Genomic DNA, 23,907 nt, shown 5'->3' with positions numbered 1-23,907 from the left:
GCCATCTGTCGCTACGACGGGTGAACGGTCCCGCACTGCACGTGATGGAAGCTCTGCCTCTGGGAGTCCCGTGTACCCACCTGTCGGGGTTGACGCCTCGGGCCTGGCTACGCTGCGCGCAACGGTCCTCGACCACCTGCGTGGCTTCGTCCCCACCGCGTACGCCGTCCCCGCCTTCGCCGCCGCGGTCCCTGCCGGCCTCGGCCCGGCCGGTCCTTGCTATGCCCTGACCGACGGCGGAGCGACGGTGGGCAGACGAGGTCGCGCGGCCGGGGGCTCGAACAGCGCCGCCGGCACGAGCACCCAGGCCACCCCCCGCCGCCCCACCGCGGACAGTGACCAGGCCCGCATGATGGACCTGGTCGAACGTGCCCAGGCCGGCGAGGCCGAGGCCTTCGGCCGCCTCTACGACCAGTACAGCGACACGGTCTACCGCTACATCTACTACCGCGTCGGCGGCAAGGCGACCGCGGAGGATCTCACCAGCGAGACCTTCCTGCGCGCGCTGCGCCGCATCTCCACCTTCACCTGGCAGGGCCGCGACTTCGGGGCCTGGCTCGTGACGATCGCCCGCAACCTGGTGGCCGACCACTTCAAGTCCAGCCGCTTCCGGCTGGAGGTCACCACCGGCGAGATGCTCGACGCCAACGAGGTCGAGCGCAGCCCCGAGGACTCCGTCCTGGAGTCCCTCTCCAACGCGGCCCTGCTGGAGGCCGTACGGAAACTCAATCCGCAGCAGCAGGAGTGCGTGACCCTGCGCTTCCTGCAAGGCCTCTCGGTCGCCGAGACGGCCCGGGTCATGGGCAAGAACGAGGGCGCCATCAAGACGCTCCAGTACCGGGCGGTCCGCACGCTGGCCCGTCTCCTCCCGGACGACGCCCGCTGACCCCCTTCACACATCAACACAAACTCACATACATCCGGTGACCCCTCGATGACGCTGTGGTCCGATCATCCTTCGTCCGTAACCCAAGTGCCGCGACGCTCGTTGTGCGGAATGCAGACCCCCTGTGGACAAGCCCTGCCTGAAGCCGCTCACTCGAAAGTGTGGATGTGCTCAAGGAAGGCAACCTTCCGGACACCCTGGGGAGTCGATCGTCATGACGAGAGGAGGTGCCGCCAGTGATCGCGAACGTGACTCCGCACCGGCGGGCGAACGCCTTCGCCCAGGCCCTGGAGGATCGGACCCTGTCCGACCTTTCGGAACCGGACCCGGCGGCCGAGCAGTCCGAGGCACCTGCCGAACCTGCCGACCACGACCGGCTGTTGGCCCTGGCGAGCGTGCTCGGCGAACGAATGCCGCGCCCAGTGCTGGACCCAGAGGTCAAAGTGGTGCAGCGAGCCCAGCTCGTTGCCGCCATGGAGACCATGGTGATGGAGGAAAGGGCCGGGGGCGGTGCCGCCTCGGACCCTCAGGTGCCCGAACAGCGGACCGGCCGCGGCGCCCACCGGGCGACCTCGCTCCGGAAATTGCGGCCCCGCTCCCGCTGGTCCAAGGGCATCGCAGCAGGCGGCCTCACCGTAGGTGTGGCCGCAGGGGCCTTCAGCGGAGTGGCCGCTGCCAGTTCCGACGCCCTGCCCGGTGACCACCTCTACCCCGTGAAGCGGGGCATGGAGGACCTGAAGCTCGGGATGGCCGACGACGATTCGGACCGGGGCGAGCTCTATCTCGACCAGGCCTCGAACCGCCTGTCGGAAGCCCGCAGGCTGATGGAGCGTGACCGGGCGGGCCTACTGGACCACGAGTCCCTGGGCGAGATCCGCCGAGCGCTGGCGGGGGTGAAGCACGACGCGGAGGAGGGCCACCGGCTCCTCCAGGCGGCGTACGAACGGGACGGCTCGCTCGGCCCGATCCAGGCGCTGTCCTCGTTCTCCCGCTCCCACCGCGACGCGTGGGGCAAGCTCCGGGAGAGGCTCCCCGTGCAGCTCACGGACGTGGGCGGCGAGGTGGAGTCGGTCTTCCAGGCCATAGACGAAGACGTGGCACCGCTCCAGAGCCTGCTCCCCAAGCCACCCGAGCAGATCCGCGGCACCGGCTCCCCCGGGACCTCGGCCAAGCCGGGCGCTCCGAGCGGCAAGCAGCAGTCCGCACCGGCCTCCGGCACCCCGTCGGGCAGCCCCGCGTCGCCGTCCCCCTCGGGCAGCAGCAGCCGGCCCCCGACCACGGGCGGCCTCCTGGGCGGTACGGGCGACCTGCTGATCCCGCCCGCGGGCCAGTCCACCCCGCCCTCCCCGGGCGCTCCGGACCAGCCCAAGCCGGACATCACCCTCCCGCCCCTCCTCCCGGGCCTCCTGCCGGGCCTGGGCATCAACGCGGAGGACGCGGAGTAGCACTTGAGAACGCCGGCGAGGCACATCCAGCCTCGCCGGCGTTCGAGGCGTGGGGGTCCCCCCGGACGGAGTCTGGGGGAGGGTCCGGGGCGGAGCCCCGGCACACAACCGTCAGAAGAAGACGGACCGCCGCTGCACCAGCAGCTTGTACAGCGTGTGCTGGATCTGCTCCCGCACCTGGTCCGTCAGGTTGAACATCAGCATCGGATCCTCCGCCGCCTCCGCCGCATAACCCGCGGTGGCGATCGGCTCGCCGAACTGGATCGTCCACTTCGTCGGCAACGGCACCGCCCCCAACGGCCCCAGCCACGGAAACGTCGGCGTGATCGGGAAGTACGGAATCCCCAGCAGCCGCGCCAGCGTCTTCGCGTTGCCGACCATCGGGTAGATCTCCTCCGCCCCCACGATCGAGCAAGGCACGATCGGCGTCCCCGCACGCAGAGCCGTCGACACGAACCCGCCCCGCCCGAAGCGCTGGAGCTTGTAGCGGTCTCCGAACGGCTTCCCTATCCCCTTGAAGCCCTCCGGCATCACCCCGACCAGCTCCCCGGCCTCCAGCAGCCGCTGCGCGTCCTCCGCGCACGCCAGGGTGTGACCGGCCTTCCGGGCCAGCTCGTTCACCACCGGCAGCATGAACACCAGATCCGCCGCGAGCAGCCGCAGGTGCCGCTGCGCCGGGTGGTGGTCGTGCACCGCCACCTGCAGCATCAGCCCGTCCAGCGGCAGCGTCCCCGAGTGGTTCGCCACGATCAGCGCACCGCCCTCCGCCGGGATGTTCTCGATGCCCTTGACCTCCACCCGGAAGTACTTGTCGAACAGCGGCCGCATCAAGGACATCAGGACCTGGTCCGTCAGCTCCTTGTCGTAGCCGAACTCGTCGACCTCGTACTCCCCGGTGACCCGCCGCCGCAGGAACGCCAGCCCGCCGGCGATCCGCCGGTCCCAGCCGTCCCGCGCCTCCACCGGCGCGGGCTCCGGAGCGGCCGGCTCCACCACCGGTTCAGGAGCGGACACCGCCCGGACCCTGCGGGGCGCCCGCCGGCGCGGCCGGTCCTCGTCGAACGGAATGACCTTGGCGTCCGCCACTATCGCTTCGCTCCTTCAACCGCGTCCACGTCGACATCCAGGCCGTCCACCTTCAGCACGGCCGCCACCCGGTCCACGGCCCGCGCCGCCCGCTCCGGCGGCAGCAGCCCGCCCCCGCGGCTCCGCGCGAAGTCCGCGAAGGTCTCGGCGGTCGTGTACATCGGCTCAAAACCGAGCACGTCCCGCATCTGCGAGGTCTCCACGACCCGGCCGTGCGTCAGAAGCCTTATCTGCTCCGGCGAGAAGTCGGTGATCCCGACCGCCCGCAGCGCCGACCCCACCCACGTCACGGCGGGCAGCAGCAGCGGCAGCGTCGGCCGCCCCAGCCGCCGCGAGCACTGCGACAGCAGCAGTACGCCGTCACCTGCGATGTTGAAGGTCCCGCTGTTCAGCGTCCCCCGCCGCGGCTCCTTCGCCGCCAGCCGCAGCACGTCGAGCACATCGTCCTCGTGGACGAACTGCAGCCGCGGGTCATAGCCCAGCACGGTCGGCATCACGGGAATCGAGAAGTACTCGGCGAGCGCCGAATCCGCGAACGGGCCCAGGATGTTCGCGAACCGCAGCACGCACACCGCGACGTCCGGCCGCCTGCGCGCGAAGCCCCGTACATAGCCCTCGACCTCGGCGGCGTCCTTGGCGAACCCGCCCGCCGGCAGCGACTTCGGCTCCGTGGTCTCGGTGAAGACGGCCGGATCCCGCGAGGTGCCCCCGTACACGCTGGTACTGGACTTCACCACGAGCCGCCGGACCGTCGGGGACTTCTGGCAGGCCCCGAGGAGCTGCATCGTCCCGATGACGTTCGTTTCCTTGACGGTGCTGTGCGCGCCGCCGGACCCCACACTGCCGCCGGTGACCGCCAGATGGACCACCGTGTCCACGGCGTGCTCGGCCAGCACGCGGGCGATCGCCGACTGTCTGATGTCCGTACGTACGAACTCGGCCGATCCGAGCCGGTGCGGCGGTGGAACCGCGTCGACCGCGATCACCCGCTCGACATCCGGGTCGCGCTGGATTCGCCGCACGAAGCGGCCCCCCAGCTGCCGGGCAGCCCCGGTGACGAGTACGACCTTCCCCACGAGTTCAGCGCCTCCCTCGAAGAAGTCCCCCGGCTGCACCGCAGCCCCTCCACCAGAATGGTGGAGGGGCTGCGGAGAACACGTACAGCTGCCGTTTACTTCTTGTTACGGCGCTGGACGCGGGTGCGCTTGAGCAGCTTGCGGTGCTTCTTCTTAGCCATCCGCTTGCGCCGCTTCTTGATAACAGAGCCCACGACTACCCTCGCTCACTTCTCTTCATTCGGTGCGGGGCGTCGGGGCCCACACGACCTACGTCGGCCTAGCCTACCGTCCCGAGCTCTGAGCTTGTAATCCGAGGGCGTGCCGAGGTCAGTCTCAGGCCGACTCCACCCCCACATAGGACTCTCGGAGGTACTCGTGGACCGCATTCTCGGGGACCCGGAAGGACCGGCCCACCCGGATTGCGGGCAGATGGCCGTTGTGCACCAGTCGGTACACGGTCATCTTTGACACTCGCATCACCGAGGCAACCTCCGCCACGGTCAGGAACTGAACCTCACTGAGAGGCCTCTCGCCAGCAGCCATGACACACCTTGACCTTCCGCGCATGACGGGCACCGGCTTCCCCTCCGGTTACTCCTCGTCGTCGCACGCTCACTCCCCAGAGTAGGGGCGCGTGATACGAGTGGGGAAGAGGAGCTACGGCCACTCCTGGCGCCCCGACAGACTCGCCCGATTGAGCACATAGCGAGTAAGCGGTCGGTAGTAGTCCGCACGCACCGCGTCATCAAGTGGAACGGCCACCGAGACCCGCCCCTCGGCCTCGCCGACGAACAGCGCGGGATCGTCCGTATCCGCCAGCCCGATCGCCTCCACACCCAGCTGACCAGCACCGCAGACCCACCCGTGGTCCCCCACCACCAATTCCGGCAAGGGCCCGCCGGCCTCCGCCAAGGCCCCCAGCGCGAGCCGAACCGGCAGCGGCGAATGGGAGTGCGCGCCGGTCGCACTCCCCGGTGGCCGCACGCCGGGCTCCCGCACCAGTGCGACCCCTCGTACGTAATCGATGCTGTACGTGCGTACGCCGAACCGGGTCGCCATGTCGACACTCACCCCCTGCGCCGGAGTGAGGACAACACATCCCGCCGCCGACATCGCCTCGGCCAACCCGGCGTAGAAGCCCAGGAGCCGGTGCGGGTGCCCCGTCCCGAACAGCACGGGCGACCGCGCCCGGGCCGCCGCCCGCAGCCGCCCCGCGAAGGCCTCCAGCGCGGCCATCGTCCGCTCCGGGTCGATCTCGTCCGGCCCGCTGACGTGCGCCGGGTCCGCCGAGACCCCGCACTTGTCCGCCATCAGCCTCAGCAGGTCACCCTCGCCCCAGGCCCACTCCGGATCCAGCCCGAGCAGCACCCGCGGATCGCGCGCCGCGAACAGCCGGTAGCTGCGCAGGCTCTCCTCCCGGGAGGTCGCGATGGGCCCGGCCAACCGGGCGGCCAGCAGATGCGCACGCAGCGCGCCGGAGCTCAACACCCTCCGATGCTGCCTCAACACATCTGGCGGATCATCAATTCCGGAGAACGGCCCCACACTTGGCGTAACGATGCATCATCAGGTCAGCAAGCCGCGCAGCGGGAACACCGCGCGCCGCGTGGCGAGGACGGCTTGATCCGTGCGGTCCGCCGGGTCGTAGCCCTCGTCCCATTCCCGCCACGCCACCGCACGCCCGTCCGTCATCCGGGCCGGCGCCAGCTGCCGCGTCCGCGCGTACACCTCGTCCCGCCACGAGGCCGGCACCGCGGTCGCCGGGTCGATCGGCCGGTGCGCCGCGATCGCCACCAGATGCGTCCACGACCGAGGTACGACGTCCACCACCGCGTACCCGCCGCCGCCGAGCGCCAGCCACCGCCCGTCCGCGTACTCGTGCGCCAGCCGGTGGCAGGCCTCCTGGACGGCCCGCTGGGCGTCCAGGGACACCGCCAGATGGGCGAGCGGATCCTCGAAGTGCGTGTCCGCCCCGTGCTGGGTCACCAGCACCTGCGGCCGGAAGTCCGCCAGCAGCTCCGGCACCGTGGCGTGGAAGGCCCGCAGCCACCCCTCGTCCCCGGTCCCCGCGGGCAGCGCGACGTTCACCGCCGACCCCTCGGCCGCCGCACCGCCGGTCTCCTCCGGCCAGCCGGTCTGCGGGAACAGCGTCCGCGGATGCTCGTGCAGGGAGATGGTCAGCACCCGCGGGTCGTCCCAGAAGGCCGCCTGTACGCCATCCCCGTGATGGACGTCCACGTCCACGTACGCGACCCGCTCGGCCCCCAGCTCCAGCAGCCGCGCGACGGCCAGCGCCGCGTCGTTGTACACGCAGAAACCGGCCGCCCCGCCCGGCATGGCGTGGTGCAGCCCGCCGGCGAAGTTCACGGCGTGCTCGGCCTCGCCCCGCCAGATCGCCTCCGCCCCGGCCACCGACTGCCCGGCGATCAGCGCGGACGCCTCGTGCATCCCGTGGAACGCCGGATCGTCCATGGTCCCCAGCCCGTACGAACCGTCGGCGACCCCGGGATCGGCGGACACCTCGTGCACCGCGGCGACGTAGTCCTCCCGGTGCACCAGCCTCAGCGTCGAGTCACCGGCCGCGCGGGCCGCCCGTACCTCCATGGCCCGGTCCAGCCCGAAGGCGCGCACCAGGCCCATGGTCAGCGCCAGACGCACCGGATCCATCGGATGGCTGGGCCCGAAGTCATACTTCGTAACCGCCTCGTCCCACATCAACAACCCGCGGCCGCTCATGCCCGACACCGTATCGGGCCTCCCGAGGTCCGAACGAACGGGCGTAGAACAGCGTGATCAGGACGAGAACCATCGGCACGAGCATCGCGCCCCGGTAGCTCCAGGCGTCCCCGATCCCACCGACGAGCGGCGACCCGATCAGGAAGCCGACGTAGTTGAAGATGTTCAGCCGGGCTATCGCCGTGTCCGAACCCCCCGGGAACAGCCTCCCGGCAGCCGCGAAGGTCTGCGGCACGATCACGCACAGCCCGATCCCCAGCAGCGTGAAACCGAGCATCCCCACCCACGCACCCGGCGCGGCCGCCACGACGGCGAACCCCGCGGCCGCCACCACCGTCCCGCCCCGCACCACGGCCGCGGCCCCGAAGCGCCGTACGCCCAGGTCCCCGACGGCCCGCCCGATCAGGGTGGTCACCATGTAGACGTTGTACGGGACGGTCGCCAGCTGCTCGGAGCTCCCCAGCACGTCCTGAAGGTACTTGGCACTCCAGTTCGCCACCGTCGAGTCCCCGATGTACGCGCACGCCATCACCAGACACAGCGGCAGCAGCAGCTTGGCGCCACCGGCGCCCAGCCCCTTCTCCTGGACCACCTCGGAGGGCGTGTCGACGTAGCTCCGGCTCCCCCACAGGACGAGCGGCACCAGCACCACCAGGGCCGGCAGATAGCTCACGAACAAGTCCAGACGCCAATGCGCCCCGGCCCACGCGGCCGAGGCACCGACGATCCCCCCGAGGCTGTAGGCGGCGTGGAAGCCGAGCATGATGCTGCGTCCGTACTCCCGCTGGAGGCTCACGCCGAGCATGTTCATCGAGGCGTCCAGCGCACCCACCGACAGCCCGAACAACCCCAGGGCCACCGCCACTTGCCACAGCTCGGTGCCGGCCCCGACCCCGAGCAGCGCGAGCAGCACCACGGGCTGCGCCCACCTCAGTACGGCACTGGGCGCCACCCGCTTCACCAGGTGCTCGGTGGCCACGCTCGCGACCCCGGCGAGGATCGGCACGGCGGCGAGGAAGGCGGGCAGCAGCCCGTCGGATATCCCGTACCGGTCCTGGATCGCCGGGATCCTGGTCACGAGCAGCGCAAAGGCGACACCTTGCGCGAAGAAGCTGAACCCCAGGGCACTGCGCCCGCGCCGCAGCCGCACATCAACCGTCATGGCGGGTCAGCGTAGGCCCCGGGGCTACCGGTGGGTAGAGCGATCACACGGGCAGTTGCAGAAGCCCCGGCAGCTGCTTCATGTCACCGAAGTACGCGGTGGCCCCGGGCAGCCGGTCCGCAGGCAGCATCGCCGTGAAGGCGAACACGTCCATCCCCGCGGCCGCGGCGGCCTGAATGCCCAGCGGGCTGTCCTCGACGACCACACACCGCGCTGGCTCCACGCCCATCGACCGGGCCGCGTGGAGGAACAGATCGGGCGCCGGCTTTCCCTGGCCCACGTCCTGGGAGCTGAAGATCCACTCCTCCTCGAACCACCCGTCGATCCCGGCCGCCCGATGCCCGACCCGGATCCGCTCGTGATTCCCGGAGGAGGCCAGGCAGTACCCGATGCCGTGTGCGGTCAGCGCCCCGAGCACCTCCTCCACCCCGGGCACGGGCCGCAACTCCCGCTCGAACGCGGCGAAGGTCCGCGCGTGCAGCGTCTCGTCGAAGTCGTCCGGCAGCCGCTCCCCGGTCCGCTCGAGAACGAGATCGTGCACCCGGTGCACGGCGGCCCCCATGTAGTCGCGGAGCGAGTCCTCGTACGAGGTGGGGTGCCCGAGCTCGCTCAGGTACCCGGCGAGGATGCTGTTGGCGAGCGGCTCACTGTCCACCAGCACGCCGTCGTTGTCGAAGATGACGAGGTCATAGCCCATCCCCCAACCCTACGAGCCGTCAACCCGGATCCATCCGTACCCCATGCCGGGCATCCGACGGATTCTGGTGGTGAACGCAGAAAAGCCCCGCACCGAACCCGTAAGGGTTTGGTGCGGGGCTTCCCGCAATGATTGTTCGGCGGCGTCCTACTCTCCCACAGGGTCCCCCCTGCAGTACCATCGGCGCTGAAAGGCTTAGCTTCCGGGTTCGGAATGTAACCGGGCGTTTCCCTAACGCTATGACCACCGAAACACTATGAAATTTGAACGCTGGCATGGACACAGCTGTTCGTTATTTCAGAACTAACACAGTGGACGCGAGCAACTGAGGACAAGCCCTCGGCCTATTAGTACCAGTCAGCTTCACCCGTTACCGGGCTTCCACATCTGGCCTATCAACCCAGTCGTCTACTGGGAGCCTTACCCTCTCAAGGAGGTGGGAATACTCATCTTGAAGCAGGCTTCCCGCTTAGATGCTTTCAGCGGTTATCCCTCCCGAACGTAGCCAACCAGCCATGCCCTTGGCAGGACAACTGGCACACCAGAGGTTCGTCCGTCCCGGTCCTCTCGTACTAGGGACAGCCCTTCTCAATATTCCTACGCGCACAGCGGATAGGGACCGAACTGTCTCACGACGTTCTAAACCCAGCTCGCGTACCGCTTTAATGGGCGAACAGCCCAACCCTTGGGACCGACTCCAGCCCCAGGATGCGACGAGCCGACATCGAGGTGCCAAACCATCCCGTCGATATGGACTCTTGGGGAAGATCAGCCTGTTATCCCCGGGGTACCTTTTATCCGTTGAGCGACGGCGCTTCCACAAGCCACCGCCGGATCACTAGTCCCGACTTTCGTCCCTGCTCGACCCGTCGGTCTCACAGTCAAGCTCCCTTGTGCACTTACACTCAACACCTGATTGCCAACCAGGCTGAGGGAACCTTTGGGCGCCTCCGTTACCCTTTGGGAGGCAACCGCCCCAGTTAAACTACCCATCAGACACTGTCCCTGATCCGGATCACGGACCGAGGTTAGACATCCAGCACGACCAGAGTGGTATTTCAACGGCGACTCCACCCCAACTGGCGTTGGGGTTTCAAAGTCTCCCACCTATCCTACACAAGCCGAACCGAACACCAATATCAAACTATAGTAAAGGTCCCGGGGTCTTTCCGTCCTGCTGCGCGAAACGAGCATCTTTACTCGTAGTGCAATTTCACCGGGCCTATGGTTGAGACAGTCGAGAAGTCGTTACGCCATTCGTGCAGGTCGGAACTTACCCGACAAGGAATTTCGCTACCTTAGGATGGTTATAGTTACCACCGCCGTTTACTGGCGCTTAAGTTCTCAGCTTCGCACGCCCGAAAGCGCACTAACCGGTCCCCTTAACGTTCCAGCACCGGGCAGGCGTCAGTCCGTATACATCGCCTTACGGCTTCGCACGGACCTGTGTTTTTAGTAAACAGTCGCTTCTCGCTGGTCTCTGCGGCCACCCCCAGCTCAGGAAGCAAGTTCCCTCACCAGTGATGGCCCCCCTTCTCCCGAAGTTACGGGGGCATTTTGCCGAGTTCCTTAACCATAGTTCACCCGAACGCCTCGGTATTCTCTACCTGACCACCTGAGTCGGTTTAGGGTACGGGCCGCCATGAAACTCGCTAGAGGCTTTTCTCGACAGCATAGGATCATCCACTTCACCACAATCGGCTCGGCATCAGGTCTCAGCCTTAATGAGGGACGGATTTGCCTACCCCTCGGCCTACACCCTTACCCCGGGACTACCACCGCCCGGGCTGGACTACCTTCCTGCGTCACCCCATCGCTTACCTACTACAAGTCTGGTTCGTCGGCTCCACCACTTTCCTTTCCCCGAAGGGTCCGGAACGGCTTCACGGACTTAGCATCGCCTGATTCGATATTGGGCGTTTCAAAGCGGGTACCGGAATATCAACCGGTTGTCCATCGACTACGCCTGTCGGCCTCGCCTTAGGTCCCGACTTACCCTGGGCAGATCAGCTTGACCCAGGAACCCTTAGTCAATCGGCGCACACGTTTCTCACGTGTGTATCGCTACTCATGCCTGCATTCTCACTCGTGAACCGTCCACAACTAGCTTCCGCTGCTGCTTCACCCGGCACACGACGCTCCCCTACCCATCACAGCAGGCGTTGGCCCTATTGCTGCAATGACACGACTTCGGCGGTACGCTTGAGCCCCGCTACATTGTCGGCGCGGAATCACTTGACCAGTGAGCTATTACGCACTCTTTCAAGGGTGGCTGCTTCTAAGCCAACCTCCTGGTTGTCTCTGCGACTCCACATCCTTTCCCACTTAGCGTACGCTTAGGGGCCTTAGTCGATGCTCTGGGCTGTTTCCCTCTCGACCATGGAGCTTATCCCCCACAGTCTCACTGCCGTGCTCTCACTTACCGGCATTCGGAGTTTGGCTAAGGTCAGTAACCCGGTAGGGCCCATCGCCTATCCAGTGCTCTACCTCCGGCAAGAAACACACGACGCTGCACCTAAATGCATTTCGGGGAGAACCAGCTATCACGGAGTTTGATTGGCCTTTCACCCCTAACCACAGGTCATCCCCCAGGTTTTCAACCCTGGTGGGTTCGGTCCTCCACGAAGTCTTACCTCCGCTTCAACCTGCCCATGGCTAGATCACTCCGCTTCGGGTCTAGAGCGTGCAACTCAATCGCCCTATTCGGACTCGCTTTCGCTACGGCTTCCCCACACGGGTTAACCTCGCTACACACCGCTAACTCGCAGGCTCATTCTTCAAAAGGCACGCAGTCACGACCGTTGTTCCGAAGAACAACGGCGACGCTCCCACGGCTTGTAGGCACACGGTTTCAGGTACTATTTCACTCCGCTCCCGCGGTACTTTTCACCATTCCCTCACGGTACTATCCGCTATCGGTCACCAGGGAATATTTAGGCTTAGCGGGTGGTCCCGCCAGATTCACACGGGATTTCTCGGGCCCCGTGCTACTTGGGAGATTCTTAAGCAAGCCGCTGATGTTTCGTCTACGGGGGTCTTACCCTCTACGCCGGACCTTTCGCATGTCCTTCGACTACATCAACGGTTTCTGACTCGCCGACCGGCCGGCAGACCGATCAAAAGAATTCCCACAACCCCGCATGCGCAACCCCTGCCGGGTATCACACGCATACGGTTTGGCCTCATCCGGTTTCGCTCGCCACTACTCCCGGAATCACGGTTGTTTTCTCTTCCTGCGGGTACTGAGATGTTTCACTTCCCCGCGTTCCCTCCACATGCCCTATGTGTTCAGGCATGGGTGACAGCCCATGACGACTGCCGGGTTTCCCCATTCGGACACCCCCGGATCAAAGCTCAGTTGGCAGCTCCCCGGGGCCTATCGCGGCCTCTCACGTCCTTCATCGGTTCCTGGTGCCAAGGCATCCACCGTGCGCCCTTAAAAACTTGGCCACAGATGCTCGCGTCCACTGTGTAGTTCTCAAACAACGACCAGCCACCCATCACCCCACCAGACAAGCTAGTGAGTTCACTGGGGCCGGCACTGAAGACATGACCTCACGGCCGTACCTTCAGGACCCAACAACGTGCCAGGCACCAGTCAGTCTTCCGTCTCCTCTTTCCACGCCGAAGCAGTACTCGAGAACCATCAGACCGTCTGGTGCCAAATAATCAACGTTCCACCCATGAGCTGACCGTGCAGAACATTTGTCTGCAATCGGTACTGTGCTCCTTAGAAAGGAGGTGATCCAGCCGCACCTTCCGGTACGGCTACCTTGTTACGACTTCGTCCCAATCGCCAGTCCCACCTTCGACAGCTCCCTCCCTTACGGGTTGGGCCACCGGCTTCGGGTGTTACCGACTTTCGTGACGTGACGGGCGGTGTGTACAAGGCCCGGGAACGTATTCACCGCAGCAATGCTGATCTGCGATTACTAGCGACTCCGACTTCATGGGGTCGAGTTGCAGACCCCAATCCGAACTGAGACCGGCTTTTTGAGATTCGCTCCACCTCACGGTATCGCAGCTCATTGTACCGGCCATTGTAGCACGTGTGCAGCCCAAGACATAAGGGGCATGATGACTTGACGTCGTCCCCACCTTCCTCCGAGTTGACCCCGGCGGTCTCCTGTGAGTCCCCATCACCCCGAAGGGCATGCTGGCAACACAGGACAAGGGTTGCGCTCGTTGCGGGACTTAACCCAACATCTCACGACACGAGCTGACGACAGCCATGCACCACCTGTATACCGACCACAAGGGGGGCACTATCTCTAATGCTTTCCGGTATATGTCAAGCCTTGGTAAGGTTCTTCGCGTTGCGTCGAATTAAGCCACATGCTCCGCCGCTTGTGCGGGCCCCCGTCAATTCCTTTGAGTTTTAGCCTTGCGGCCGTACTCCCCAGGCGGGGAACTTAATGCGTTAGCTGCGGCACCGACGACGTGGAATGTCGCCAACACCTAGTTCCCAACGTTTACGGCGTGGACTACCAGGGTATCTAATCCTGTTCGCTCCCCACGCTTTCGCTCCTCAGCGTCAGTAATGGCCCAGAGATCCGCCTTCGCCACCGGTGTTCCTCCTGATATCTGCGCATTTCACCGCTACACCAGGAATTCCGATCTCCCCTACCACACTCTAGCTAGCCCGTATCGAATGCAGACCCGAGGTTAAGCCTCGGGCTTTCACATCCGACGTGACAAGCCGCCTACGAGCTCTTTACGCCCAATAATTCCGGACAACGCTTGCGCCCTACGTATTACCGCGGCTGCTGGCACGTAGTTAGCCGGCGCTTCTTCTGCAGGTACCGTCACTTTCGCTTCTTCCCTGCTGAAAGAGGTTTACAACCCGAAGGCCGTCATCCCTCACGCGGCGTCGCTGCATCAGGCTTTCGCCCATTGTGCAATATTCCCCACTGCTGCCTCCCGTAGGAGTCTGGGCCGTGTCTCAGTCCCAGTGTGGCCGGTCGCCCTCTCAGGCCGGCTACCCGTCGTCGCCTTGGTGGGCCATTACCCCACCAACAAGCTGATAGGCCGCGGGCTCATCCTTCACCGCCGGAGCTTTCAACCCCTGCCCATGCAGGCAGGAGTGGTATCCGGTATTAGACCCCGTTTCCAGGGCTTGTCCCAGAGTGAAGGGCAGATTGCCCACGTGTTACTCACCCGTTCGCCACTAATCCACCCCGAAGGGCTTCATCGTTCGACTTGCATGTGTTAAGCACGCCGCCAGCGTTCGTCCTGAGCCAGGATCAAACTCTCCATGAATGTTTACCCGTAATCGGGTGCACACATCACGTAGAGCGGGCCAGTCATGGTCGGAATAAGACCGACTGACCACTGCGTCCTCGCTGTGTAATTGCCTGCAAGCACCCCGAAACGGAGCCTCACAGGTCTTTTTCAAAGGAACCTCATCCACCGAAATGGACGGGGTATCAACTTTTGGCGTTGATTTTTGGCACGCTGTTGAGTTCTCAAGGAACGGACGCTTCCTTTGTACTCACCCTCTCGGGCTTTCCTCCGGGCTTTCGTTCTGTGTTCTTGCGTTTCCGACTCTATCAGACTCTTTCGGGCCCGATTTCCTCGGCGCTTTCCAGGTCCTGCGCTTTCGCGCTTTCCCTTTCCGGCGATTCCGACTCTATCAGATCCTTTCGGGCCTGACTCCCGGTCAGCGGGGTTTGCCTTCCGGGCTGTTGGGCCCTTCCGGCGAGTGAGACAGTAGCGGATTCCTTGCCCCCGAACCTAATCGGCGGCAGCGTCCTCGGACGCAGATTCCTCATTCGCAAATACGCATGAAAACGGGACGACAAAGTGCGTCGTTCGTTCGAATGTGTAGTGCGGGATGGCTGTCCGGGGACCGACCGGGGTCGGCGCTCACTTCGGACAACTCGAAGAACCTTACGGATCGGGGACACCTGTGTCAACCCCAGGCTGACCGGCCGTGCGTGGTGCCCGAATCTCACCCCGTCTCCATCCCCTTCCGGCTACCCTGGGCCCATGACTACGCATGCGCTCACGCTCAACCTCCGTTGGTGGGCCGCCTGACGGCGGCCGACTGCAACACGAGCACGCATGCGCTCACGGCCGCCGCTTCGGCGGCCGTTTTCGTTTCTCCCCTCCCCGGGAGTGGCTCGGTCGTCCGACGCGGCGGCCTCGACACCACTCACACAAGGGAGAGCAGGACATGACGAGGATCTTCAGCGGGGTCAAGCCGACCGGGCATCTGACGCTGGGGAACTACCTGGGTGCCGTGCGGCAGTGGGTCGCCGCCGACCAGGAGCCGGAAGAGGCGCTGTTCTGCGTCGTCGACCTGCACGCGCTGACCGTCGAGCACGAGCCGGCGCGGGTACGGCGGCTCAGCCGGCAGGCGGCGACGCTGTTGCTCGCCTCCGGGCTGGATCCGCAGCGGTGCACGTTGTTCGTGCAGAGCCATGTCGACGAGCACACGCGGCTGGCGTACCTGCTGGAGTGCACCGCCACCGACGGCGAGTTGCGCCGGATGATCCAGTACAAGGAGAAGGCGGCGAAGGCGCAGGCCGCCGGGGACGGCGTACGGCTGTCGCTGCTCACCTATCCCGTACTGATGGCCGCCGACATCCTGGCGTACCGGACCGACGAGGTGCCCGTGGGTGAGGACCAGCGGCAGCACGTCGAGCTGACCCGGGATCTGGCCGTGCGCTTCAACCAGCGGTACGGGCACACCTTCACGGTGCCCAAGGCCACGCATCCGGCGGTGGCCGCCCGGGTCATGGACCTCCAGGAGCCGACCTCGAAGATGGGGAAGTCCGACGCGAACGGCACGGGGATCGTCTATCTGCTCGACGAGCCGGAGGTCGTACGCAAGAAGGTGATGCGGGCCGTCACCGACAGCGGGGACGGCGGGGTGGTCCACGACCGGGAGGCGCGGCCCGGGGTGGCGAACCTGCTGGACATCCTGGCCGCCTGTACGGGCGGGGATCCCGTGCGCCTCGCCGACGGCTACACCGGGTACGGCGCGCTCAAGCGGGATGTCGCCGACGCGGTGGTCGAGCTGCTGCGGCCGGTGCGGGAGCGGCATGCCGAGCTGGCGGCCGATCCGGCGGAGGTGGACAAGGTGCTGCGGGAGGGTGCCAGGCGGGCCCGGGAGCTGGCGCGGCCGGTGGTGGACCGGGCGTACGAGGCCATCGGGCTGCTCGCCCCGTGAAGGGGTGACGGCGCAACGGAGTACGGGCCCCCGCTGCGGCGGGGGCCCGTACGCGCGTCTCAGCTGTTGCCGGAGGCGAGCTCGCGGCTGCGGTCGCGGGCCGCTTCGAGGGCGGCGATCAGCGCGGCGCGTACGCCGTGCCGCTCGAGCTCGACGATCGCGTTGATCGTCGTACCGGCCGGGGAGGTGACGGCCTCGCGGAGCTTGACCGGGTGTTCGCCGCTGTCGCGGAGCATCACGGCGGCGCCGATGGCGGCCTGGACGATCAGGTCGTGGGCTTGGGCGCGGGGCAGGCCCAGGAGGATCCCGGCGTCCGTCATGGCCTCGACGAGGAAGTAGAAGTACGCGGGTCCGGAGCCGGAGAGGGCGGTGGCCGCGTCCTGCTGGGACTCGGGGACGCGCAGGGTCTTGCCGACGCCGCCGAAGATCTCCTCGGTGTGGAGGAGGTGCGCGGCGGTGGCGTGGCTGCCGGCCGAGATGACGGACATGGCCTCGTCCACGAGGGCGGGGGTGTTCGTCATGACGCGGACGACGGGGGTGCCGGGCGCGAGCCGCTCCTCGAAGAAGGAGGTCGGGATGCCGGCGGCGCCGCTGATGACCAGGCGGTCGGCGGGGACGTGCGGGGAGAGCTCTTCGAGGAGCTTGCCCATGTCCTGCGGCTTGACGGTGAGGATGAGGGTGTCGGCGCGCTTGGCGGCCTCGGCGTTGCTGACGGCCTCGACGCCGTAGCGGGCGTGGAGTTCCTCGGCGCGTTCCGCGCGGCGGGCGGTGACCAGGAGCTTCGAGGCGGGCCAGCCGCCGCGGATCATCCCGCTGAGCAGGGCCTCGCCGATCTTGCCGGTACCGAGGACTGCGACTGTCTGGGTCATGCCCGATTCACCTCGCCGAACTGATTGGGTGTACGCCCTCATCCTTGCACCCGTGGGTGGAATGGCGGGCCGGTGTCCGGCCTGTGGTCGCCGGGCCTCGCCTCAGAACCGTGCGGGTCAGGGCGCGTCAGGGCGTCCGGCGGCGGAGGGTGGCCGCGCCGAGGGCGAGGACGAGCAGGGCGCAGGCGGCGACGACGACGGAGTCGCGGACGAAGTCGGCGGTCATGTCGGTGTGGGTGAGGACCTGGTTCATGCCGTCGACGGCGTAGGACATGGGCAGGACGTTGGAGAGGCCTTCGAGGACGGGCTGCATGGTGTTGCGCGCCGCGAAGAGGCCGCACAGGAGCAGCTGGGGGAAGATCACCGCCGGCATGAACTGGACGGCCTGGAACTCGGAGGACGCGAAGGCGGAGACGAAGAGGCCGAGTGCGGTGCCGAGGAGCGCGTCGAGGAGGGCGACGAGGAGGAGCAGCCAGGGGGAGCCGACGACGTCGAGGCCGAGGAGCGAGAGGGCGAGGCCGGTGGCGAGGACGGACTGGACGACGGCGACGGCGCCGAAGGCGAGGGCGTAGCCGGCGATGAGGTCGCCCTTGCCGAGCGGCATGGCGAGGAGGCGCTCCAGGGTGCCGGAGGTGCGCTCGCGCAGGGTGGCGATGGAGGTCACCAGGAACATGGTGATGAGGGGGAAGATCCCGAGGAGTGACGCGCCGATGCCGTCGAAGGTGCGGGGGCTGCCGTCGAAGACGAAGCGGAGCAGCGTCAGCATCAGGACGGGGACCAGGAGCATCAGCGCGATGGAGCGCGGGTCGTGGCTGAGCTGGCGCAGGACGCGGGCTGCGGTGGCGGTGGTGCGGGCGCCGTTCATCGCCGGGTCTCCTTCGCGAGTGCGTTGGCCTCGTCCACGAGGCGGAGGAAGCCTTCCTCGACGGTGGCGCAGTGGGTGCGGGCGCGCAGGTCGTCGGGGGTGTCCTGGGCGAGGATGCGGCCCTCGCGCATGAGGAGCAGGTCGTGGCAGCGCTCGGCCTCGTCCATGACGTGGGAGGAGACGAGGATCGTGGCGCCGCGGGTGCGGGTGATCTCGTGGAAGAGGTTCCAGAGGTCGCGGCGCAGGACGGGGTCGAGGCCGACGGTGGGTTCGTCCAGGACGAGGAGCTCGGGGGTGCCGAGCAGGGCGACGGCGAGGGAGACGCGGCTGCGCTGGCCGCCGGAGAGGTTTCCGGCGAGGGCGTCGGTGTGGGTGGTGAGGTCGACGTCGGTGATGGCCTGTCGTACGGCGGCGGCGCGGCGGTCGGCGGCGGCTCGGCCGGGGTCGAGGATCGCTGCGAAGTAGTCGAGGTTCTGCCGGACCGTGAGGTCGTCGTAGACGGAGGGCGCCTGGGTGACGTAGCCGATGCGGGAGCGGAGCTCGGGGTGGCCGGCGGGGCGGCCGAGGACGTCGAGGGTGCCGGTGACGTGGGCCTGGGTGCCTACGACGGCGCGCATGAGGGTGGATTTTCCGCAGCCGGAGGGGCCGAGGAGGCCGGTGATGCGGCCGCGGGGGACGTCGAAGTCGATGGCGTCGATGACGGTACGGGGGGCTCGGCCCGTGCCGCGGCGGACGGTCAGGCCGGTGGCGTGCACGGCGGCCGGGTCTCCCGGGGCTCCCGGAGGCGGGTTATTCATCATGTGATGAATAATGCTCCTGGCTGTGCCGGGCGTCAACGTTCCGGGTGTGGGCTACTTCTTGCGCTTGGGGCGGCGCGCGGCCGGATTGCCGGTACGGGTGCTGCGGCGGCGGGCGAATTCGGCCACGGCACTCTCGTACTCGGCGCGGCGCAGCTTCTCGCCCGGAGCCTCGACGAGGCAGCGCAGGAAGTACGCGATGAGGGAGCCGATGAAACCGATCGCCTTCAGGCCCTTGAGGGCGGCCTCGTCGGAGGAGGGGGCCGGGCGGCGGCTGAAGGATTCCCAGGTCTTGGCGAAGGCGATGGAGCTGGAGATCGCGAAGAGGACGACCACGGAGATGCTGAGGAAGGGGCCGACGTTGCCGAGCTCCAGACCCTCGTAGGAGAGGCGGAGCAGCAGCGCGGCGGCGACGGCGGTGACCAGCGCGCCGATGGCGATGCCGGCGCGGCGCAGGGCGTAGCCGCCGTCGTGGTTCACCCAGGTGGTGCCGAAGAACGGGATCGGCTCGGGCTCGGGCCCGGCGGGTGCCGCGGCCTCGGCCGGCTCGGCGGGGGATTGGTCTCGCTGGTCGTCGCTCACACCAGCGATTATCCCTCGCCTTGCCGGATGGGCCGGGCGTGTCTCACGTGTCAGACGGGCTAGCCGCAGTGTGCGGCGACGTAGCCGTCGCTGCCCGTCTTCACGTAGGCGTCGGAGACGAACTGGCCGTTGCCGACGCAGTCCCAGAGGTTCGTGGTGCCGTACGGGCCCGAGACGGTGGTGCCCGCGCACTGGCAGCGGATCGTCACCCAGGCTCCCAGCGGCAGGACGCTGACGACGGGATATCCGGTGCCCGGGCCGCTGCGCACATTGAGCTGGGTACCCGGCGCCACCGGGTAGGACTTGTAGCCGGATCCTTCGGCAAGGGTCTGGACCTGGTTCGCTTCGTTCTCAACCGACATCGAAAATCTCCCCCTTGAGCATGACGCTCCGCAACTCGCGCAGGGTAGCAGGCCCTTACCGGTTCATATGCGCCATCGACTAGGCTCCGGCGGGGGTGGTCGGCAGTGCACTCACTGCGCGCGGAACGGGCCGGTTTTCCGGAGTACGCCGGGCAGTACCGGCTGGAATCCGTCCTGGGTTCCGGTGGCATGGGGGTGGTGCATCTGGCCACCTCCGCATCCGGGCTGCGGCTCGCGGTCAAGGTCGTACACGCCCAGCACGCGGCGGATCCGGAGTTCCGGGCCAGGTTCCGGCAGGAGGTCGCAGCCGCCCGGCGGGTGAGCGGGGCCTTCACCGCACCCGTCGTGGACGCGGACCCCGATGCCGAGCGGCCCTGGATGGCCACCCTGTTCATCGACGCCCCCACGCTCGCCGAGCAGGTACGGGAAGAGACCCTCGGCCCCGTGGGGCTGGCCCGGCTCGGCGCCGGGCTGGCGGAGGCGCTGCGGGACATCCACCGGGCCGGTGTCGTGCACCGGGACCTGAAGCCCAGCAACGTCCTGATGGCGCCGGACGGGGTACGGGTCATCGACTTCGGGATCTCCCGGCCCGCCGACAGCGATCTGCGGACCGAGACCGGGAAGCTGATCGGCACACCCCCGTTCATGGCGCCCGAGCAGTTCCAGCGGCCGCGGGAGGTCGGACCGGCGGCGGACGTGTTCGCGATGGGCGCCGTACTCGTCCACGCGGCGACCGGGCGGGGACCGTTCGACTCCGACAGCCACTACCTCGTCGCGTACCAGGTGGTGCACAGCGAGCCCGATCTGGCCGGGGTGCCGCCCTCCCTCGCGCCCGTCATCGCGCGCTGCCTCGCCAAGGACCCCGCCGACCGGCCCACCCCCGACGCCCTGCTGGGCGAGCTGCGGGCCGCCGCGTACCCGACGGGCGAGGAGACCCAGGCCTTCATCCCGCAGCCCCGGCGGCCGGTCTCGGCGCAGCTCCCTCCCGCCGCCGATGACACCACGCACCAGCGGGTACGGGCCCCCGAAGCCCCGCAGGCGGGGCGGCGGCCACGGCGGCTCGCCGTGGCGGTGGCTCTCGCGCTGCTGCTGACCGGCGGAGCCGTCGGGACGTACGCGCGGTTCGCGGCCGGCGAAGACCCCGGCGGGCACACGGCAGCGCACCCGTCGGGCTCGGCCACGGGATCGCAACCGCCGGCGCCTTGGTCGGCGCCGCTCGGCGACCGCGGTCCCGGAAACACGGTGTCCGCGTGTGCCGCAGCGGCCGGAGCCCTGTACTGCTCGACCCCCGGCCTCGTCGCGGCCCGGCTGAACCCGGCCGACGGCGCCGTCGCCTGGTCGGTCCCCGCACCGGGCACGGGCGCACGTACGGCGGGCGCCACTGCCATCGCTCCCGCCATGGGCGGCGGACTCGTCCTCGCCGTGACCCCCGGCAGCGGGCTGCTCCAGGCGCTGGATCCGGCAACGGGCGTACCGCGGTGGAAGAAGGACATCGCGCAGAACGCGACCGTGCTGCCCGCCGGTTCGAAGGTGCTGGCCGCCGGGGCGGACGGGACCGTCACGGCGCTCGACGCGGCCACCGGCAACGTGAGCTGGAGCAAGCGCCTGGGCCGGGTGGGGTCCGTCTGGTTCACGGGTCCCGACCAGCCGGACGGCAGCCTCGACGTGTATGTGGCGACGCGCGCCGACGACGGCAAGTCCTCGCAGGTCTCGGCGGTCGATCCGGCCGGCGGCACGGTGCGCTGGCAGCTGCGCGCACCGGGGCTGCTCAAGCCGGTCGGGGTCGCACAGGGCGGTCTGTACCTCTTGGCCGGCGACCTTCAGGGAATGACCGTCGCGGTCGTGCGCATCGATCTCGCCACGCGGGCGGTCCGGCGCACCCCGTTGTCGGTGGAGCAGTTGCAGGCCGAGTCGGCCGTCGGACCGGACGGGGTCGTGTACTTGATCGGCATCTCGGGTGCGCTGACGGCGGTCGCCGGCGAGAAGGAGGCGTGGCGGCTGGAGACGGCGGTGGCCGCGGCCTCCCGGCCGGTCGTCGACAACGGACGGTTGTACCTGATGGCGGCCGACGGCCGGCTGATCGCGGTCGATGCCCGAGCCGGACGGCTGGTCGCGCAGACGGACCCCCGGATGGGTACGGGCCAGGGCACCTACACGGCCACCGTCCCCGCGCCCGTCGTCGCGGACGGGCGGGTGTTCGGGAGTGCGCCCGACGGGTCCGTGTTCGCCGTGGACGCGGCGAACCCCGCCGGCTGGTGAGCGCGGCGGGGTTCGGGAAGCCGGGTCGGACGGGTCAGCCCAGGCGGCTGACGTCGCGGACGGCGCCCTTGTCGGCGCTGGTGGCCATCGCCGCGTAGGCGCGCAGGGCCGCGGAGACCTTGCGCTCGCGGTCCTTCGGGGCGTAGACGCCGCCGAGGGCCTCGTGACGGGCCGCCAGGGTGGCCTCGTCGACGAGCAGTTCGATCGACCGGTTCGGGATGTCGATGCGGATCCGGTCGCCGTCCTCCACGACCGCGATGGTGCCGCCCGATGCCGCCTCCGGGGAGGCGTGGCCGATGGACAGGCCCGAAGTGCCGCCGGAGAAGCGGCCGTCGGTGACCAGGGCGCAGACCTTGCCGAGGCCGCGGCCCTTGAGGAAGGAGGTCGGGTAGAGCATCTCCTGCATGCCGGGGCCGCCGCGCGGGCCCTCGTAGCGGATGACGACGACGTCACCCGCCTTGATCTCCTTGCGCAGGATCTTGTCGACGGCCTCGTCCTGCGACTCGCAGACGACCGCCGGGCCCTCGAAGGTCCAGATCGACTCGTCGACGCCGGCCGTCTTCACGACGCAGCCGTCGGCCGCGATGTTGCCGCGCAGGACGGCGAGGCCGCCGTCCTTGGAGTACGCGTGCTGCACGGAGCGGATGCAGCCGCCCTCGGCGTCGAGGTCGAGGGTCTCCCAGCGCTCGGACTGGGAGAAGGCGGTCGCGGAGCGCTTGCAGCCGGGGGCCGCGTGCCACAGCTCCATCGCCGTGTCGGAGGCGGTGCCGGAGCGGGCGTCCCACTCGGCCAGCCAGTCCTCCAGGCCGTCGGAGTGGACGGTGGTGACGTTCTTGTTGAGGAGGCCGCCGCGGTGCAGCTCGCCGAGGATGGCGGGGATGCCGCCGGCGCGGTGGATGTCCTCCATGTAGTACGTGCCGCCGGGCGCCACGTTCGGGGCGACCTTGGACAGGCACGGGACGCGGCGCGAGACCTCGTCGATGTCGGTGAGGTCGTAGTCCAGGCCGGCCTCCTGGGCGGCGGCGAGGAGGTGGAGGATCGTGTTCGTGGAGCCGCCCATGGCGATGTCGAGGGCCATGGCGTTCTCGAAGGCCTCGCGGGTCGCGATGGAGCGGGGCAGGACCGAGAAGTCGTCCTGCTCGTAGTGGCGCTTGGTGATCTCCACGACCGTGCGGCCGGCGTCCTCGTACAGGGCCTTGCGCGCGGTGTGGGTGGCGAGGACCGAGCCGTTGCCGGGGAGGGCGAGGCCGATGGCCTCGGCGAGGCAGTTCATCGAGTTGGCGGTGAACATGCCCGAACACGAGCCGCACGTGGGGCAGGCGTTCTCCTCGATGCGCAGGACGTCCTCGTCGGAGACGTTCTCGTTGGAGGCGTCGACCATGGCGTCGATCAGGTCGAGCTTGCGCACGGTGCCGTCGACGAGGGTGGCCTGGCCGGCCTCCATCGGGCCGCCGGAGACGAAGACGACCGGGATGTTGAGGCGCATGGCGGCCATCAGCATGCCGGGGGTGATCTTGTCGCAGTTGGAGATGCAGATCAGGGCGTCGGCGCAGTGGGCTTCCACCATGTACTCGACCGAGTCCGCGATGAGGTCGCGGGAGGGCAGGGAGTACAGCATGCCGGCGTGGCCCATCGCGATGCCGTCGTCGACCGCGATGGTGTTGAACTCGCGCGGGATCGCGCCCGCCGCGCGGATGGCGTCGGAGACGATCCGGCCGACCGGGGCCAGGTGCGTGTGGCCGGGGACGAACTCGGTGAAGGAGTTGGCGACCGCGATGATCGGCTTGCCGATGTCCTCGCTCGCTACGCCCGACGCACGCATAAGGGCGCGTGCGCCCGCCATGTTGCGGCCGTGGGTGACGGTGCGGGACCTCAGCTCGGGCATCGGGTTCACTCCCCATGAGTGCGGCCGGCCTTGGGAGCGCGGCC

The 23,907-nt window shown here is 67.9% G+C and carries 18 protein-coding genes and 3 rRNA genes; 4 read left to right on the top strand and 17 right to left on the bottom strand.

Going from position 1 to position 23,907, the window contains the following annotated elements:
* Window positions 1-70: 70 nt before the first annotated feature.
* A complete protein-coding gene (locus OHA89_RS21070) occupies window positions 71-886 on the top strand; it encodes an ECF subfamily RNA polymerase sigma factor, BldN family (RefSeq protein ID WP_257555706.1) in 816 nt (271 codons plus the stop codon).
* A 236-nt stretch (window positions 887-1,122) separates the two neighbouring features.
* Window positions 1,123-2,331 (top strand): DUF5667 domain-containing protein, encoded by a 1,209-nt coding sequence (locus OHA89_RS21065; RefSeq protein ID WP_257555705.1) that lies wholly within the window; start codon window positions 1,123-1,125, stop codon window positions 2,329-2,331.
* Window positions 2,332-2,442: 111 nt separating this feature from the next.
* Here the strand turns inward: OHA89_RS21065 and OHA89_RS21060 are convergent, their stop codons facing one another.
* From OHA89_RS21060 to OHA89_RS21010, 11 genes are all read right to left on the bottom strand, one after another.
* Window positions 2,443-3,417, bottom strand: coding sequence for a lysophospholipid acyltransferase family protein (locus OHA89_RS21060; protein ID WP_215147323.1), 975 nt, complete (start codon window positions 3,415-3,417; stop codon window positions 2,443-2,445).
* Window positions 3,417-4,493: an NAD-dependent epimerase/dehydratase family protein gene (locus OHA89_RS21055; protein WP_215147332.1), complete on the bottom strand. Its 1,077-nt coding sequence runs from the start codon at window positions 4,491-4,493 to the stop codon at window positions 3,417-3,419. The genes OHA89_RS21060 and OHA89_RS21055 overlap by 1 nt, the downstream gene beginning before the upstream one ends.
* 95 nt (window positions 4,494-4,588) lie before the next feature.
* Entirely contained in the window at window positions 4,589-4,687 is a 99-nt protein-coding gene (locus OHA89_RS21050) for a 30S ribosomal protein bS22 (RefSeq protein ID WP_003948845.1), read from the bottom strand.
* A gap of 121 nt (window positions 4,688-4,808) precedes the next feature.
* A complete protein-coding gene (locus tag OHA89_RS21045) occupies window positions 4,809-5,018 on the bottom strand; it encodes a helix-turn-helix domain-containing protein (protein ID WP_008738568.1) in 210 nt (69 codons plus the stop codon).
* 114 nt (window positions 5,019-5,132) lie between these two features.
* Entirely contained in the window at window positions 5,133-5,963 is an 831-nt protein-coding gene (locus tag OHA89_RS21040) for a phosphatase (RefSeq protein WP_406366828.1), read from the bottom strand.
* Between the two features lie 78 nt (window positions 5,964-6,041).
* Window positions 6,042-7,211, bottom strand: a complete 1,170-nt coding sequence (locus OHA89_RS21035) for an acetoin utilization protein AcuC (protein WP_266609323.1) — start codon at window positions 7,209-7,211, stop codon at window positions 6,042-6,044.
* Window positions 7,162-8,373 (bottom strand): MFS transporter, encoded by a 1,212-nt coding sequence (locus OHA89_RS21030; protein WP_266609322.1) that lies wholly within the window; start codon window positions 8,371-8,373, stop codon window positions 7,162-7,164. Before OHA89_RS21030 ends, OHA89_RS21035 begins: the two co-directional genes overlap by 50 nt.
* A gap of 43 nt (window positions 8,374-8,416) precedes the next feature.
* Window positions 8,417-9,070, bottom strand: coding sequence for an HAD family phosphatase (locus OHA89_RS21025; RefSeq protein WP_266609321.1), 654 nt, complete (start codon window positions 9,068-9,070; stop codon window positions 8,417-8,419).
* Window positions 9,071-9,204: 134 nt separating this feature from the next.
* Window positions 9,205-9,321 (bottom strand): 5S ribosomal RNA (gene rrf / locus OHA89_RS21020).
* 76 nt (window positions 9,322-9,397) lie between these two features.
* Window positions 9,398-12,520, bottom strand: a 23S ribosomal RNA gene (locus OHA89_RS21015).
* 284 nt (window positions 12,521-12,804) lie between these two features.
* Window positions 12,805-14,329, bottom strand: a 16S ribosomal RNA gene (locus tag OHA89_RS21010).
* Together the 16S, 23S and 5S rRNA genes form the textbook arrangement of a ribosomal RNA operon.
* A 916-nt stretch (window positions 14,330-15,245) precedes the next feature.
* Here OHA89_RS21010 and trpS point away from each other — a divergent pair.
* Window positions 15,246-16,244 (top strand): tryptophan--tRNA ligase, encoded by a 999-nt coding sequence (gene trpS / locus OHA89_RS21005; protein WP_266609320.1) that lies wholly within the window; start codon window positions 15,246-15,248, stop codon window positions 16,242-16,244.
* A 59-nt stretch (window positions 16,245-16,303) separates the two neighbouring features.
* Here the strand turns inward: trpS and proC are convergent, their stop codons facing one another.
* From proC to OHA89_RS20980, 5 genes are all read right to left on the bottom strand, one after another.
* Window positions 16,304-17,113, bottom strand: a complete 810-nt coding sequence (proC, locus tag OHA89_RS21000) for a pyrroline-5-carboxylate reductase (protein ID WP_215147790.1) — start codon at window positions 17,111-17,113, stop codon at window positions 16,304-16,306.
* A gap of 127 nt (window positions 17,114-17,240) precedes the next feature.
* Window positions 17,241-17,978: an ABC transporter permease gene (locus OHA89_RS20995; protein ID WP_215147792.1), complete on the bottom strand. Its 738-nt coding sequence runs from the start codon at window positions 17,976-17,978 to the stop codon at window positions 17,241-17,243.
* Window positions 17,975-18,775, bottom strand: a complete 801-nt coding sequence (locus tag OHA89_RS20990) for an ABC transporter ATP-binding protein (RefSeq protein ID WP_406368538.1) — start codon at window positions 18,773-18,775, stop codon at window positions 17,975-17,977. Before OHA89_RS20990 ends, OHA89_RS20995 begins: the two co-directional genes overlap by 4 nt.
* A 54-nt stretch (window positions 18,776-18,829) precedes the next feature.
* A complete protein-coding gene (locus tag OHA89_RS20985; protein WP_257555694.1) occupies window positions 18,830-19,357 on the bottom strand; it encodes a hypothetical protein in 528 nt (175 codons plus the stop codon).
* Window positions 19,358-19,416: 59 nt separating this feature from the next.
* Window positions 19,417-19,719 carry a peptidase gene (locus tag OHA89_RS20980; protein WP_257555693.1) on the bottom strand — a complete coding sequence of 101 codons (303 nt, stop codon included), beginning with the start codon at window positions 19,717-19,719 and terminating at the stop codon, window positions 19,417-19,419.
* 105 nt (window positions 19,720-19,824) lie between these two features.
* On the opposite strand from OHA89_RS20980, the gene OHA89_RS20975 reads away from it, so the two are divergent.
* Window positions 19,825-21,978, top strand: coding sequence for a protein kinase domain-containing protein (locus OHA89_RS20975; protein ID WP_406366826.1), 2,154 nt, complete (start codon window positions 19,825-19,827; stop codon window positions 21,976-21,978).
* Window positions 21,979-22,012: 34 nt separating this feature from the next.
* Here OHA89_RS20975 and ilvD read toward each other — a convergent pair whose 3' ends face one another.
* Complete coding sequence (gene ilvD / locus OHA89_RS20970) at window positions 22,013-23,863, bottom strand: dihydroxy-acid dehydratase (protein ID WP_257555691.1); 1,851 nt, start codon at window positions 23,861-23,863, stop codon at window positions 22,013-22,015.
* Window positions 23,864-23,907 lie beyond the last annotated feature (44 nt).

The sequence above is a fragment of the Streptomyces sp. NBC_01546 genome (assembly GCF_045208355.1).
GTDB lineage: Bacteria > Actinomycetota > Actinomycetes > Streptomycetales > Streptomycetaceae > Streptomyces.
This window is presented reverse-complemented; position numbering and strand designations above follow the sequence as displayed.